The sequence below is a fragment of the Nocardioides sp. QY071 genome (assembly GCF_029961765.1).
In the GTDB taxonomy this organism is placed as follows: Bacteria; Actinomycetota; Actinomycetes; order Propionibacteriales; family Nocardioidaceae; genus Nocardioides.
The window spans coordinates 3513462-3528382 of sequence record NZ_CP124681.1; the positions used below are offsets into that span (position 1 = coordinate 3513462).

The 14921-nt window shown below is 68.9% G+C and carries 15 protein-coding genes; 4 read left to right on the forward strand and 11 right to left on the reverse strand.

The features are described 5' to 3' along the window. Positions 1–90 precede the first annotated feature (90 nt). Together QI633_RS17005 and QI633_RS17010 are read left to right on the forward strand one after the other, a co-directional pair. Entirely contained in the window at positions 91–300 is a 210-nt protein-coding gene (locus QI633_RS17005; RefSeq protein ID WP_282426421.1) for a hypothetical protein, read from the forward strand. A gap of 37 nt (positions 301–337) precedes the next feature. After that, complete coding sequence (locus QI633_RS17010; protein WP_282426422.1) at positions 338–550, forward strand: DUF6458 family protein; 213 nt, start codon at positions 338–340, stop codon at positions 548–550. Positions 551–561: 11 nt separating this feature from the next. Here the strand turns inward: QI633_RS17010 and QI633_RS17015 are convergent, their stop codons facing one another. From QI633_RS17015 to QI633_RS17055, 9 genes are all read right to left on the reverse strand, one after another. After that, positions 562–1803 carry an HNH endonuclease signature motif containing protein gene (locus QI633_RS17015; RefSeq protein ID WP_282426423.1) on the reverse strand — a complete coding sequence of 414 codons (1242 nt, stop codon included), beginning with the start codon at positions 1801–1803 and terminating at the stop codon, positions 562–564. A 228-nt stretch (positions 1804–2031) separates the two neighbouring features. Next, entirely contained in the window at positions 2032–2817 is a 786-nt protein-coding gene (locus tag QI633_RS17020) for an A24 family peptidase (RefSeq protein ID WP_282426424.1), read from the reverse strand. Positions 2818–2822: 5 nt separating this feature from the next. Next, positions 2823–5612 carry a hypothetical protein gene (locus tag QI633_RS17025; RefSeq protein ID WP_282426425.1) on the reverse strand — a complete coding sequence of 930 codons (2790 nt, stop codon included), beginning with the start codon at positions 5610–5612 and terminating at the stop codon, positions 2823–2825. Beyond that, a complete protein-coding gene (locus QI633_RS17030; RefSeq protein WP_349016733.1) occupies positions 5609–6325 on the reverse strand; it encodes a prepilin-type N-terminal cleavage/methylation domain-containing protein in 717 nt (238 codons plus the stop codon). The genes QI633_RS17025 and QI633_RS17030 overlap by 4 nt, the downstream gene beginning before the upstream one ends. Next, positions 6322–6789, reverse strand: coding sequence for a type II secretion system protein (locus QI633_RS17035; RefSeq protein WP_282426426.1), 468 nt, complete (start codon positions 6787–6789; stop codon positions 6322–6324). The genes QI633_RS17030 and QI633_RS17035 overlap by 4 nt, the downstream gene beginning before the upstream one ends. Continuing rightward, positions 6789–7994: a type II secretion system F family protein gene (locus tag QI633_RS17040; RefSeq protein WP_282426427.1), complete on the reverse strand. Its 1206-nt coding sequence runs from the start codon at positions 7992–7994 to the stop codon at positions 6789–6791. Before QI633_RS17040 ends, QI633_RS17035 begins: the two co-directional genes overlap by 1 nt. Before the next feature lie 2 nt (positions 7995–7996). Further along, complete coding sequence (locus QI633_RS17045; RefSeq protein ID WP_282426428.1) at positions 7997–9730, reverse strand: GspE/PulE family protein; 1734 nt, start codon at positions 9728–9730, stop codon at positions 7997–7999. Between the two features lie 16 nt (positions 9731–9746). Further along, the gene (locus tag QI633_RS17050) at positions 9747–10853 is read right to left on the reverse strand and encodes a type IV pilus twitching motility protein PilT (protein ID WP_282426429.1); all 1107 of its coding nucleotides are present in this window, start codon (positions 10851–10853) and stop codon (positions 9747–9749) included. 83 nt (positions 10854–10936) lie between these two features. Beyond that, positions 10937–11302 carry a prepilin-type N-terminal cleavage/methylation domain-containing protein gene (locus QI633_RS17055; RefSeq protein WP_282426430.1) on the reverse strand — a complete coding sequence of 122 codons (366 nt, stop codon included), beginning with the start codon at positions 11300–11302 and terminating at the stop codon, positions 10937–10939. Positions 11303–11500: 198 nt separating this feature from the next. Between QI633_RS17055 and QI633_RS17060 the strand changes: the two genes are divergently transcribed. Continuing rightward, a complete protein-coding gene (locus tag QI633_RS17060; RefSeq protein WP_282426431.1) occupies positions 11501–12574 on the forward strand; it encodes an alpha/beta fold hydrolase in 1074 nt (357 codons plus the stop codon). On the opposite strand, the gene QI633_RS17065 is transcribed toward QI633_RS17060, so the two are convergent. Both QI633_RS17065 and QI633_RS17070 read right to left on the reverse strand, forming a co-directional pair. Continuing rightward, positions 12566–13348, reverse strand: a complete 783-nt coding sequence (locus tag QI633_RS17065; RefSeq protein ID WP_282426432.1) for an SDR family oxidoreductase — start codon at positions 13346–13348, stop codon at positions 12566–12568. The two genes, QI633_RS17060 and QI633_RS17065, sit on opposite strands and share 9 nt — an antisense overlap. Positions 13349–13365: 17 nt before the next feature. Continuing rightward, on the reverse strand, positions 13366–13794 hold the full coding sequence (locus QI633_RS17070) for an Lrp/AsnC family transcriptional regulator (protein ID WP_282426433.1): 429 nt from the start codon (positions 13792–13794) through the stop codon (positions 13366–13368). A gap of 90 nt (positions 13795–13884) precedes the next feature. Between QI633_RS17070 and QI633_RS17075 the strand changes: the two genes are divergently transcribed. Continuing rightward, positions 13885–14781: a phenylalanine 4-monooxygenase gene (locus tag QI633_RS17075; RefSeq protein ID WP_282426434.1), complete on the forward strand. Its 897-nt coding sequence runs from the start codon at positions 13885–13887 to the stop codon at positions 14779–14781. The last annotated feature ends 140 nt before the right edge of the window (positions 14782–14921 follow it).

Below are 14921 nucleotides of genomic sequence, written 5' to 3' on the forward strand. Positions count from 1 at the left end.
GTCCTGACCTTCCCTCGAACCATTGCCCTTCCCGGCCGAACTGCCGATCCTCGACATGAGGGTCTCGGTCATCAATTTTGGGGAGGGACCATGAGCGCACTCGAGGCGACCTATGCCGAGCCGGACGTCCGGACCGCGGAGCCCGGTCCGCGCCTGTCCCCCGAGCTCGAGGAGACGATCCTCGAGATCGCCGCGTCCGAGCGCGCCCTGGACGACCTGCTCCTGCGGGCCTCGCGGCTGCACGAGAGCCACCTGCAGCACGACCCGCGCTCCTGCCTGGTCTGCTTCACCGACCGCTGAGAGGTCTGCCCCGGCCGTTTCCGGGCACTGCTGGTCCATGTACATCGGACTCGGCATCGTCCTGCTCGTCGCGGGCCTCGTGCTCGCGCTCGACGTGATCACCGTCGACATCAGCTACGTGAACGACGACGCGCTCGGCACGATCCTGATCGTCGCCGGCGCCCTGGCGATCGTGCTGTCCCTGGTCGTCGCGCCGCCGTGGCGCCGCGACCGCGACCGCGTGGTGCACCACTACGACGACCGGGCCTGATCGACCCACGGCTACGTCCGCCGCGAGAACCGGACGTCCCCGTTGGTCAGCAACTCGGGACGGTAGGTGCGGTCGTGGATGCGATGGTGGTGGTGCGAGCACAGGCTGACGGCGTTCGCCAGGTCGGTGGGCCCGCCTGCTGACCACGGCTTCCAGTGATGCGCCTCGGTCCAGGCTGCCGGGATCGTGCACCCCTCCGCCCGACACCGCCTGTCCCGCAGACGCAACGCACGCCGCTGCGCCTTCGAGAACAACCTCATCCGCCGTCCGAGGTCGAGCACCTCCCCCTTCCCGCCCAGCACGGCCGGGATGATCTGCGCCTGGCACGCCAGCCGCCGCGCCTCGGTCCCCGAGATCGCCTCCTCCCCGTCCCCCGCGATCACTCCTGCGGCCCCCAGATCACTGCACAGCTGGGCAACTCCGATCGTCACGATCACCGTGGTCGCATCCCCACCGTGCTCCGGCAGCCGCGCGGGATCAAGCAGCTCCAGCAACGCCGCGAACGCCTCCGCGTACGCCCGATGCTGCGGCACTCGTTCGCCGCGGACCGCGTCGCCCCCGCGCTGTCGCGGCGAGGTGAAGGCCTGCAGGTAGTGCTTCCACCGCTCCGCCACCGAGGTCGGCAACACACCCGTGATCCGGGTCCGCCCCTCCCCCAGGTCGCGGAACCGCAACGACGCCTTCTCCCGCGCCCGCCCCTCCTCCTCCAGCCGCCGCCCCTCCTCGGCCTGCGCGACCTCCGGCGCCACGACCTCCAAGATCCGGCGCCCCAGCCGCTTCAGCTCCCGGGGCGGGTGCTGGGCGGCGTAGCCGACCAGCGTCTGCTCGGCCTGAGCAGCCAGCCCCGCCCCGAGCTCGGCCGGCAGCCCCTCGACCGCCTCCACGATCACCCGCGCCTGGACCGACGACACCGCCCCGGACCGCATCCCTCCCGCCACCACCGCGCGCCGCTCCAACGCCATCGCGAGATGCAGCTCCGCCCGCGCAGCACGAGGATCGGCCTGCGTCGCATGCGCCAGCCACGCCACGTCCCGCGCACCATGCTCGACCGCGACATCGTCGGACACCGCCAGCACACGCGCCTTCAGCTCGGCAAGCTGCGCCTCCGCCCGCGTGAGCTCGACCAGCGCGACCTCCTTCTCCGCGACCGACATGAACACCGGCTGCACGTCCGCGACGTCCTGCAACACCGCACGAAGCGCGTCCGCACAGCCCGCGATCGGGTGCGGCCGGGCGAGGAGGGCGGTGGACATCCGGGGCTTCCTTCCTGAGGGCGCGACAACTCGGTCTCGCCTTCCAGGAGGAGCCTCCGCGGCTCAGCGGTCGTGACGCACCTGGTGGGTGCGCGCCCTGTCCTGCAACGCTGGGCCTCAGGTCCCCGGGACCACTAGGAGCATCCCGCCGTACGGCCTGCGGCCACCCTACACCTGTTCGAACACATGTTCTACCCCTTGTTCGAACAGGCTCGCCCCGCGGGTCGTTCAGAACCCGATCGAGCGCAGGTAGCTGTCCCCCAGGTTCCCCGCTCCGAGGATGGCGCTCCACGCCCCGAGCACCATGAACGGCCCGAAGGGCACCGCCGTCTTGCGGCCTGCTCTACCACCCGCCATGAGCAGCACCCCGGCCACCGCCCCGAGCAGGAACCCGAGGAACGCACCCACCAGGAAGGTGCCCCACGTCAGGTACGCCGTCATCGCACCCACCAGCCCGGACAGCTTCACGTCCCCGAACCCCATCCCGCCGGGTGCGACGTACCAGACCACGAAGAAGAACGCCCCGAGGATCGCGCCACCCTCGAGCGCCCGCAGCAGCGCGTGCCCGTCCCCGCCGATCACCAGCAGCACTGCCAGCACCGGGTACGACGGCAGCACGATCGCGTCCGGCAGCCGGTGCACGTCGAGGTCGATCAGCGCCAGCACGATCGCCACCGCCGCGAACGTCAGGTACGCCGGCAGCAGCCGCAGCCCGTCCCCGTCGGTGCCGAACCTCAACGCCACCAGCGCGAACACCAGCCCCGTTCCGGCCTCCACCAGCGGGTACCGCGCACTGATCGGCTCCCCGCAGTCGAAGCACCGCCCCCTCAGCACGACCCAGCCCAGCACCGGGACGTTGTGCCGGTTCCGGATCTGGTGCCCGCACCGCGGGCACGCCGACGGCGGGCTCACCACCGACTCCCCCGCCGGCACCCGGTGGGCCACGACGTTGAGGAAGGACCCGATCGCCAGCCCGAGGAGGCCGGCGACGGTGACGACGGCGACCGTGTCCAAGGTGGTCAGCTGCTCCGACTCCAGCTCAGGATCCTCATCTCGCGGTCGGCGATGACGGGTTGCCCTGACTCGTCCCAGATCTGGACCCGCGACCGCAGCACCGGATTGCTTGCCTTGCACGCCGCAGTCACGGTGGTCTCGCCCATGCACACCCGGACGATGAGCTCGACGACGTTGTTCTGGAACCCGAGGACGTAGGTGTTGTCCGGGATCTCGAAGACCGGTCCGGTGTAGCGCGGGTTGCCGTTGTTGATGTCGAACTCGACCTGGCGGGCGATCAGGCCGAACCTCATCACCTGAGCGCCGAAGTTGCTGAGGGTCAGGTTGATGTCCGCCTTGGGGGCATATGTCGTCCCCTGGAGGTACATCCAGACCTTGTTGTTGCCGTGGTCGGGATCGGTCGACAGGAACGAGCAGCCACCGCTGGCGATGGGCGTGGTGACGCAGCCGCTCTGGGCGCGCAGCACCGGCACCCAATAGGTCAGGTCGAGCGTGATCGGCCCGACTGTCGTGGTGACGGCCGAGCCCTTGGCGGTCGCCGTGTAGGCGGCGGTCATGCCGGTGTACCCACCGGCGTGGACGGCCTTCTGCAGGGCGTTGAGCTGAGCAGCGGGGATGGGAATGTTCGCAGTCTGCGACGACGTGCTCGGCGTCTGCGCCGCGCCACTCGGTCCGACGACAGCGAGACTGGAGGACCAGCTCCCGACATTCAGCGTCAGCGAACCGGTCGAGTTGGCAGTCGTGTCCGGCTCCTTGTGGGTGACGTGGACGGTCGCCCCGGTCAGGATCGCACCGGACGGCACGGATGCCGTCGGCGAGAAGCCGTTGATCCTCAGTGTCGACGACTCCTGGGTAGTGCCACCCGTCGGCGGGATGCCGGTGTCGAGGAGAACTTGGATCGGCCCGACCCCGAAGACCTGGTTCTTGTCGTTCGGGGTTCCCGTCCAGGCGATCTTGGCCCCGGTGTACCCGTTGCTCAGCACGTAGGCCTTGAGCGAGGCCAGCTCGGCGGGAGTGAGGCTGAGGGTGTCGGTCGTGAACACCGTCGACCGGGTCAGCGTCCAGGTCTTCGACCAAGCGTTGGCGCCCAGCGTCAGGGTGACGGTGACGTTGTTGGAGAGGGTCGGCTCCTTGTGCCGCACCTTGACCTGCAGGTTGTTCAAGGCGGTTCCCGCCGGGACCGCCGTGGTCGGCACGAAACCGGTCGCGGTGAGCGTCCCCTGCTGACCGCCCTGGTTGTTGGCGGAGGTCCACGTTGCGCCGCTGCCCCCGGTGCTGATGTTGGCTGCCGTGGCGGTGGTCCCCCACGATCCCGATCCGGAGGTCTGGACCGAGTTCGGGCCGTTGCCGACGTCGAGTGGGGTGGCACAGCAACTGGTTCCGGCGGTGCCGCCGGTGGTCCATGTCGCCCCGCTCCCACCGGCCTTCAGGTTCGCCACCGTGGCACCCGTGAACCCACCCGCGTCGACCACGCTTCCGCCGTTGCTGATGTCGACGGTCTCGCTCTTCGCAGTCGGGGTCGACCCGGTGTCGAGTCCGTACAGGTCGATGGGCGGCCGGTTGCTGTGGTAGCTGCCGCAGATCTCGAACATCGCCGTCTTCTGCAGGTAGAGCCGGCTGTCACCGCCGAAGACGAACTGCACGCCGACCGCGTTCGGGTTGTCGATCGGACTGACACAGCTCGACGTTCTAGGGGTCGCGGGATTGTCGATCCCGGGCGGGTTCGGCAGCGTGCAAGACCCGCCCGGCGCGGCAGCCGCCGCTGAATAGGCACCACAACTGGGCGGCCAGCCGCCCACGACCGAGCCTTTGTCGATCGACCACCTGTTCGTGGCGTTCGAGCCATAGACGTTTGCCGGACAGTAGGCAGCCGACCCGACGCACCCGTTGTGGAAATCGAAATAGTACGTGCCTGGCTTGAACCAGGTCGCCGCGCACATGTTCGTCGCTGCGTTCAGTGCTGTGACGTCGTCGTAGTAGCCCGGCTCGAACTCGGCGACACCGCCCGGCGTACAGCTGGTCGGCGGCTTCTGCAGCGCTGGCACCGACGTGAGGTCCGGGTCGTACGCCTGACAGCTCGTCGTCTGCCCAGGAGCGGAGCAGTCGTGCGGGTCGGCGATCTTCTTGGCGCTGTTGCAGTCCTTCACGAACGGGGGAACGACGGTCGTAGCCGTGCAGGAGCCGAAGGCGTGCGCATCGCCCATGGAGAGGTCGACCGGTCCGTTCACCGAGCTGTTGGAGTAGATGCCGCCGTGCACGTTGAGCGGCTCCGTCGTCGTGATCGAGCCGTCCAGAGTGATGATGGCGTAGGCCGCCTTGTTGTCCTTGTTGATCACGACCACCGCGCCCTCCTGGCCGGTGCCACTGTTGGGTGAGCACTCGACGTATGCGGAGCTCGTCCCGACTGATCCGAGTGCCGGGTAGAAGCCATTCAGGCTCAGGCTCGCGGTGTCTCCGGTGAGGTTGCCGTTGTCCTCGCCGTTGTGCCCGAAGCAGCCGAGGCCGTCCGCGGGGTTGTTGTTGAAGGCGGGCTCAGCATCGGGATTCGGGTCGGACGGCCCGCGGAAGCCGTACCCGGTCCGCAGGTCGTTGATGGCGACGTTGGCAGCAGCATCAGCGGCGTACGCCGTGCTGGCGACGGTGCGCAGCTGGACCGCGGCCCGGAGACTTCCGTCGCCCCGCGTCAACAGGGTGCCGACGACCAGCGCGATCGTGGTCACGATGATCAGGGCGAAGATCAGGATCGCGCCCTCGTCAGCGCGGCGCAGCCGCAGCTTCTTCAACCGACGGATCATGTCTGTCTCCGTTCACCGGTGAGGGTGACCTTGTAGATGCTGCCGTCATTGTTGTCGGGATCGCTCGACTCGATCGTCATGCTGATCGTGCTGGGCGGGCTTGCCGCATCGCAGGTCGTGCTGCACGCAACGACCGGGCGGGATGCGGTCGTCAGGTTCCGGGTGATGACCTGCGACGAGTCGACCACCCAGCCGCCGCTGCTCTTCGTGCAACGCGTGCGGACGAGGTCATAGCGTCGGTCGGCGCCGGATCCTCGATCCTGGACCGAGTAGGTCACGGCAATCGGCGTAGGAGTGTTTCGGACCACGATGTCGTTGGAGCTGCCCGATTCGTACTGTCCCCATACCAGGGCGATCACGCCGGTCCCGGGGATCGTGCACCCGGCTCCCGTCAGAGAACCGGTGTACGGGTAGTCGACGGACTTCTGCAGCTTGAAGGTCTTGTCGGTGGCATCGAAAGTGGCCGAGCGAAGGCCCGTGCTCGAGACGTCGCGCTGCCAGTAGGCGGCGGCGAGCTGGACGGAGTTCGACTCGGTGTACCGCGCCGCGGTCGCGGTCTCCGTCTTGAGGTACTCCAGCACCACACCGGTGAGGGCGACCATGATGGTTCCGACGATCGCGACGGTGATGACGAGCTCGATCAGGGTGAACCCCTGGTCGGCCCGGTCCTCGACGGACTCGACCGTCGGTGCTTCGGCGTTCACGTCACTCACGGCTTCCGTACGACGATCGTGAGCTTCTCGTCCGCGCGACCGTCCGCGCTCGCCACGTGCAGCGTCAGCAGGTTGATCCCCGGGTCGTTGGCAGCGGTGCAACTCGTCGCAGTGCCGGTGGGACCGACGCCCTTGGCCTGCTCCTGCGCGAAGTTCGTGGCGATGTCGAAGTTCGACGGCAGGTCCTTGATCTGGCTCGTCACGGCCGTGATCCGGTAGGCGTTGGGGCCGGCGCAGGGGATGTAGTTCCCGTCCTGCACGTAGTCCTGGATCGCCTCGGCGAAGCTGCGCACGTAGGCGCCGCCCGTCGTCTCCTTGCGGTGGATGTCAGAGGTCTTCACCGCCAGCATCAGGCCGGTCATGACCGCGACCCCCGCGATGCCCAGGATCACCACGGCAGCGAGGACCTCGACCAGGGTCTCGCCCCGGTCGAGGTCCCGACGCTCGTTGGTGATCTGCTGCATCAGACCTGCACCTGGTTGAAGATGCCGTACATCGCCGACACCAGTGCCACAGCGACGAATCCGACGATGCCGCCCATGACGACGATGACGATCGGCTCGAACAGTGCGGTCAGCTTGGCGATCTTGTAGTCGAGCTCGGACTCGTAGTACTCCGCGGTGACCTCGAGCTGGGTGTCCATCGACCCGGTCTCCTCACCGACCCGCAGCATCGACGTGGCCGTGCCGGGGAACAGCTGGGTCCGAGCGAGGGGGCCCGCGAGGCCCTGCCCTTCGAGCATCTGCTCGGTCACCCCGTTGAGTCGCGTGATGAACACCCGGTTGCGCAGGGAGTCGGTCGCGACCCGGATCGCCTCGGGGAGGTTGACGCCTGCAGAGACCATCGAGGCCATCACGCGGCAGAAGCGCTCCACCAGTGCGTACTGGATGGTCTCGCCCAGGACCGGGACCTTCAGCAGGAAGGCGTGCCAGACGTACTTGCCCCTCTCGAAACGCTGGGTGATCACGAACAGGACAGCCACCGCCCCGATCACGGCGAGGATGACCCACCACCAGCTGGCGAGGAAGTCGGTGAAGCCCATCAGCATGCGGGTGGGCAGCGGCAGCTTCGCATCGAGGTCGGCGAAGAAGTCGCGGAACTTGGGCAGCACGTAGATCGACAGCACCAGGACGGTGACCACCGACATCACCGCGACGGCGATCGGGTAGATGAGTGCGGACTTGATCTTGCGCCGCGCTTCGAGATCCCGCTCGATGTAGACGGCCAGGCGGGACAGCACAGTGTCGAGCTCGCCCGTGAGCTCCGCGGAACGCACGATGCCGCGGTAGAACTCGGGGAACACCTTGGGATAGCGCTCCAGGGTGTCGGAGAATCGCTCGCCGGCGCGGAGCCTGTCCTCGACGTCGTGCATCATCCGGCGTACCGAGGAGTTCTCGCTCTCCGCGCCGATCGAGTGCACCGCGTCGAGGATCGGCAGGCCGGCACGGAGGAAGGCTGCGATCTGCCGGGACAGGTGCATGACGTGTTCGCGCTTGATGCGCGGGCCGGAGATCTCGTACTGGAGGACGCTCTTCTTCTCGGTGACGCGCAGGTCGCGCAGGTCGCGCTGGTAGAGCGCGACCTCGGCGTCACCGCGGCTGGCCGCCTTCTCGGTGCCCTTGACCCGGTTGCCTTCGAGATCGACTCCGGCGAATGCGTACTTCGGCATCTTCAGACCCCCGCGACGTAGATCGAGCGCATGACTTCGGCGGCGGTCGTGGTGCCGTCGGTGACCAGGCGGACCGCCTGCTCCTGGAGGGTGCGCATGCCCTGGCTCCGGGCGAGCTTGCGCATCTGGTCGTGCGGCGCCCGGTCGACGATCAGCTCCCGGACTTCGTCGGTGATCACGAGCATCTCGTAGACGCCGATCCGCTCCAGGTAGCCGGTGTGGGCGCAGAAGTGGCAGCCGGTGCCGTGCCGCCAGCCGCCGATCGGCTCCTGACCGCCGAACTGCTGCACGAAGGCGAGCTCGTCGGGCGAGGGCCGGTACGGCTCGAGGCAGGAGGTGCAGGTACGACGGACCAGGCGCTGCGCGACCACCGCGGTCACAGAGGACGCGATGAGGAAGGCCTCGATGCCCATGTCGAGCAGGCGGTAGAGGGCGGAGACCGCCTCGGTGGCGTGCAGGGACGAGAGCACGAAGTGACCGGTGAGTGCGGACTGGACGGCGATCCGGGCGGTGTCGACGTCACGGATCTCGCCCACGAGGATGACGTCGGGGTCCTGGCGCAGGATGGACTTCAGACCACCAGCGAAGGTGATGCCAGCCGCCTCGTTGATCTGGATCTGGTTGATCGAGTCGAAGGTGTACTCGACCGGGTCCTCGATCGTCATCAGGTTCTTCTCGGGGCTGTTCAGCTCGCCGAGCGACGCGTAGAGCGTGGTGGTCTTGCCACCCCCAGTGGGGCCCGCGCAGATGACCATGCCGAACGGCGAGTGGATCAGCTGGGAGTAGCGCTCGGCGGTGTCGGCGGGCATGCCGAGCTGTTCGAGCTTGAACAAGGGTCGACTCTTGTCGAGGACCCGCATCACGATCTTCTCGCCACCGACGACCGCCGTGGTCGAGACCCGGATGTCGACCGCACGGCCGTCGATCTCCATCGAGATCTGGCCGTCCTGCGGCCGCCGCCGCTCGACGATGTTCATGCCGCCGAGGATCTTCACCCGGCTGACGATTGCCGGGCCGATGGATGCCGGCAGGTCGAGGACTTCGGTGAGGGCACCGTCGATGCGGTAGCGCACCCGGACCCGGTCGCCGGTCGGCTCGACGTGGATGTCGGAAGCCCGGTCCCGCAGCGCCTGGGTGATGACGGACTGGACGACCCGGACGACGGGTGCCTCCTCGTTGACACTCACCGCCTCCAGCTCGGACGCCTCTCGGCGCAGCAGGTCCCGCGCCTCGAAGGCCTGGACCTGCCCGCCGACCTCGTGCGTGGCGCGGTACGACGTCGCGAGGCCCCGCTCGAGATCGCGACGCGTGATGACGAGAGGACACACTGGTCGTTCCAGCACCGCCGAGAGCAACTGGACCCGCTCGGGCGCAGGGTCCAGGACCGCGACCAGCACTCCGGACTCGTCGATCGTCAGCGGCAGGGCATCGAGGGCGAGTGCCTGGTCGCGCGTCAGGAGGGCCAGCGCCTCGGCGGCCGGGTCGAGCTGGCGGAAGTCCGCGACGCCGACACCATGGTGCTCAGCCAAGGCTCGTGCCAGGGCCTCGTCACTGATCGCACCGCTGGCGACGAGTCGCTCCCCCAGCCCGCCGTCCTGATCGCGGACCGCGTCCAGTTGGTACGGCTGCACCCGGCCAGCCGCGACCAGGATGCGGCCGAGCCGCTCGTCGTCCTCGTCGGTGCGAGGGACGGCGACCGGAGCGTCGACCTTGCTGTGCTTGCCCTTCAGCCTCATCGGACCTCGTCCCGCCTCACTGGCCCGCGCCGACGCCCGCGGTGTACCGCGGCCGGGCGTCGATGTCCTTGGGGTAGAGGCTGCGGGCGACCGCCTCCTCCTCCGTCACGACGCCGTGCTGGATCAGGTGTGAGAGCGACTTCTCCAATGTGACCATGCCGTCCTGGGCCCCGGTCACGAGGGAGTTGCGCAGCTGGTGCGTCTTGCCCTCCTTGATCAGGTTGCGCACGGCCGGCGTGGCGGTGAGCACCTCGTAGGCGGCGATCATGCCGCCGCCGATCCGTGGGATCAGCCGCTGGTAGACGACACAGGACAGGGCGGCCGCGAGCTGGACCCGGATCTGGGCCTGCTGCTCAGCCGGGAAGACATCGATCATGCGGCCCAGCGACTGGGCGGTGTCGTTGGTGTGCAGGGTCGCGAAGACGAGGTGCCCGGTCTCGGCGACGGTGAGGGCGAACTGGATCGACTCCAGGTCGCGCATCTCGCCCACGAGAAGGACGTCAGGGTCTTCACGCAGGACCGAGCGCAGCGCGTTGTGGAAGCTCTCCGTGTCGGTCCCGACCTCGCGCTGGTTGACGGCGGCCATCTTGTGGTCGTGGACGTACTCGATCGGGTCCTCGACGGTGATGATGTGGCAGCCGCGGTTGGTGTTGATCAGGTCGATCAGCGACGCGAGGGTGGTCGACTTGCCCGAGCCGGTCGGGCCGGTCATCAGGATCAGGCCCTGGTGCTTCATCGCGAGGTCGCGGAGCACCGGCGGCAGGCCCAGCTCGTCGGGCGTCGGAACCGTGCGCGGGATCATCCGCAGCGCGACGGCGGTCAGGCCGCGCTGGGTGAAGGCGTTGCCGCGGATCCGGGCGTGCTCGCGCCAGGAGAAGGAGAAGTCGTACTCGTGGCTGCCGTCCCAGGCGTCGCGCTGCTCGGGCGTGAGCACCTCGGCCAGCAAGGAGTCCGTGTCCTCGTGGGTCAGCGCGGGCTGGCCGGGGACGGGCAGCAGGGTGCCGTCGACCCGGACCATCGGCGGCAGGCCGACAGTGAGCATGAGGTCGGTGCCCTGGGCGTCCCAGAGGGCCGACAGCAGCCGGTCGACGTTGTCGCCGACACGGTGGAGGTGGTGGAACACGAGGTGCCTCTCAGTTCGCTGCTGACAGATGCCCGTGGAGGGCCGCCGAAACCGCGACGGCCCTCCTCGACAATCGGTGCGGACTAGCAGGTCGCCTTGTCGACGTCGTCGACCGTGGTGGTGTTGCTGATGGTCACGCTGCCGATCGAGTCGCCGTCGAGGTTGGAGTGCAACCAATCCGGGTAGAGCGACTCGACCGTCTTGACGGTGGCTGCAGGGGCAACGTTGGGGTTGGGCTCGGAGGCCACGAAGGCCTCGTAGGCGGTCGCAACGGTCGCCTTCGACGTCTTGCAGGCCGAGGTCTCGCCCTTGTCCGTGATGCCCCGGACGGAGAAGACCACGATCGCGGCGAGGACGCCGAGGATGATGATGACGATCAGGAGCTCGATGAGTGTGAAGCCGCCGTCGTTGCGGCGTGCCGCCGAAAGGCGGTCAGAGAGTCGGCGCATGCCAAAGCCTCCGGTAGGAGAGAGGGTTGATGAGAAAGGAGCAGCCCCCGAGCGCTGACGACAAGGAAACGCCCAGTGCGACGCGCCGTCATGGCTTTTCCATTTTCTTTACCGCCGTTTGGGTACTGCTCCGGAATCTCGGGAAATTCGCTTCGGGTCGTGCTACACCGCCCCCGTGACGTGGGCCACACTGACTCCGTGGCTACGCCGAAGGCTCCCTCGAAGCAGTCCGTCCTCAACCTGTGGGACTTCCTCGTCAAGGGCGGGATCGCCGACCTGACCCGCACCCCGTCGGAGGTGATCGACACCGGGCGGACCCGCGAGCTGCACCGCTACGACAGGGCGAGGGGCGTGCGCAGCAAGGGGATCCCCGTGCTCCTCGTCCCGCCGCTCGGCTCGCAGGCGAAGTGCTTCGACCTGCGCCAGGGGCTCTCGCTCGCGCAGGCGTTCGTCGATCGGGGGCGGCCGACGTACCTCGTCGACTACGGCCCGCTCAGGGGCGAGGACCGGCTGGTCGGGATCGAGCACTTCGTCAACGACGTGCTGCCGCCGGCGATCCGCAAGGTGTCCGAGGACGCGGGCGGCAAGGACGTGCACCTGGTCGGGTGGTGCATGGGCGGCTTGCTCTCCCTCGGTACGACGGCCGTCCACCGCGACCTGCCCATCCGCTCCGTGGCCATGGTGGCCAGCCCGTTCGACCTGTCCAAGCAGCCACTGCTGCGCCCGGTCCAGGTGGCCTCGAAGGTCACCCGCGGCAAGGTGGTGGGCTCCGCGCTCAAGGCGGCGGGCTCGGTACCGGCGCCGGTGGTGAGCATCGGGTGCAAGGCGACCGCGCTGCCGACGTACCTCAAGAAGCCGCGGACCCTGTGGAACAAGCGCGAGGACCGCGAGTTCCTCGGTCAGGTGCAGGCGGTCGACCACATCATGAACAACATGCTCGCCTACCCCGGGCGGGCGACACTGCAGGTCTACCAGCGCCTCGCGCTGCGCAACGAGCTCGCCACCGGCCGGATCCAGGGCCCCAACCACCTCATCGACCTGGCGACCGTGACCGTGCCGGTCATGAACGTGGCGGGCAGGACCGACGTCCTCGTCCCGCCGGCCGCCGCGCACCACGTCGGCGAGCTGCTGACCGGCTCACCCGACGTGCGGCTGCCGCTCGCGCCGGGCGGGCACCTCGGCGTACTGACCGGCACTAAGGCCCCGGAGACGACGTGGGTGCACCTCCACGAGTTCCTCGAGGCCCACGACCGCAGGCGGCGCTCAGCCTGAGGAGGCCTCCGGGCGCCGCAGGGCCCGGTCGACCACGAACGGCAGGTGTCGGATGGCGACGGCGGCGAGCCGGCTGTCCCGACCGGGTACGACGAGGAACCCGCGCCGCCGGGCCAGCGCGCGCACGAGTGTGTCGGCCACCGCCTCCGGCGCGAGCGTCGCGACGCTCTCCTCCGCAGCGAGCACCTCGGCCGGCTTGTGCCGGTTCTCCTCGTCGAAGCCGGGGGTCAGCGTGTTCGGCGGGCACAGGACCAGCACCCGCAGCCCGTAGGGCCGGACCTCGCGACGCAGCGCCTCGGAGAACCCGATCACGCCGAACTTCGTCGCGCTGTAGACCGTGTAGCCGAACACCCCGGCGAGCCCGGCCATCGAGGAGGTCGTGACGATGGTGCCGCGGCCGGAGGCACGCAGGTGTGGCAGCACCGCGCGGCAGACGTTGATGGTGCCGAGCAGGTTGGTCGTGACCATGCCGGTCACGTCCTCGGCCGGCAGGTCCTCGAGGTAGCCGGGCCGCGCATAGCCCGCGGTCGTCACCACCAGGTCGGGTACGCCGAGCTCGGCGACCAGCGCGTCGACCACGGCCCGGGTCGCCACCGGGTCCGTCACGTCAACCGCCCGAGCGAGTGCACCGGCCCCCAGCCGGACCAGTGCCGCGTCCAGCTTGGCCGCCGACCGCGACAGCACCACCACCCGCCGCCCGGAGGCGACCAGCCGCTCCGCGACCGCCAGGCCGATCCCCTCCGAACCACCGAACACGAACGCGAGCCCAGCCATGGGCACAGGCTCGCAGATCAGTGGCCGACGTGCTCCTCGAACACCAGCACGGTCTGGGTCGCGACGACCTCGGGCAGCGACTGGATCCGCTCGAGGACCAGCTCGCGCAGGTGCTCGGCGTCGCGGGCGCGGACCAGGATCACGCAGTCGAAGTCACCGGCGACCAGCGCGACGTGCGCGGCCTCCTCCATCGCCCACACCTTCGAGCGGAACGTCTTCCAGGTGTTCTGCTTGATCCGGACGTGGATGTACGCCGGCAGGCCCAGCCCCAGCGCTGCGGGGTCGACGTCGACGGTGAACCCGCGGATCACGCCCGTGTCGACGAGCCGCTTGACCCGCGCGTAGGCGCTGGCCCGGCTGATCCCCACGCGCTCGGCGACCTCCCGGATCGAGGTCCGGGAGTCGGCCCGCAGGACGTCCAGGATCTCGCTGTCGACACCATCCATACGAGACAGATTGCCACCGATCACGCGTCACGGATAGCCATTCGTCCGACCCGACTCGCATTTGGGTGGACCGCGTCACAGACTGCTGCCATGTTCGAGGAAGGTCAGTACTTCGCGCCCGTGACCGCCGACGAGGACGGTTCGCTCAAGGTCCATCTCGGTGCCGACCACCCCGGGTTCGCCGACCCGGCGTACCGCGCCCGTCGCGACGCCCTCGCCACCCTCGCCAGCAACTGGCGTCCGGGCCAGCCCTGCCCGACGGCGGAGTACACCGCCGACGAGCACGAGGTGTGGCGGGTCGTCAGCGAGGCGCTGGTGACCAAGCACCGCGCCTACGGCTGCCGCGAGTTCCTCGACGGCAAGGAGTCCCTCGGCCTCCCGATCGACCGGATCCCGCAGCTCGCCGAGGTCAGCGAGTGGCTCGCGCCGCTGACCGGCTTCAGCTACCGGCCCGCCGCCGGCCTGGTCCCGCTGCGCGAGTTCTACGGCACGCTCGCCGACAAGGGGTTCTGGTCCACCCAGTACGTCCGCCACCACTCGGTGCCGCTCTACACGCCCGAGCCCGACGTGCTGCACGAGGTCGTCGGCCACGGCAACACCCTCGCGAACCCGCGCTTCACCGCGCTCTACGAGCTCGCCGGGCAGGCCTCCCGCCGGGTCCGCACCACCGAGGCGCTGGAGTTCGTCAGCAAGGTCTTCTGGTTCACCCTCGAGTTCGGCGTGCTGTGGGAGTCCGGCGAGCTCAAGGCGTACGGCGCCGGCATCCTCTCCTCCCCCGGCGAGATCGAGGCGTTCCGCGGCATGAACATCCGCCCGCTCGACATCGCCGCGATGGGCACCCAGCTCTACGACATCACCGACTACCAGGACGTGCTGTACGTCGCGGACTCGTTCACCCAGCTCGAGGACGTCGTCGGCGGCTTCTGGGCCGACTGCACCGACGACTCGATCGCCGAGATCCTGGCCCGCACCCCGGCCCACGCCTGACCCGGGCTCGCGTCGTACCTGACGTATCTGCTCTCTCGACGGGCAGATCGCGACAGATCCGTCAGGTACGACGGGCCAGGCTCCGCGCGGCTTGTGGATGAGCCTCACGGCCGCTCCCGATCTCACCCATGCTCGCCGGC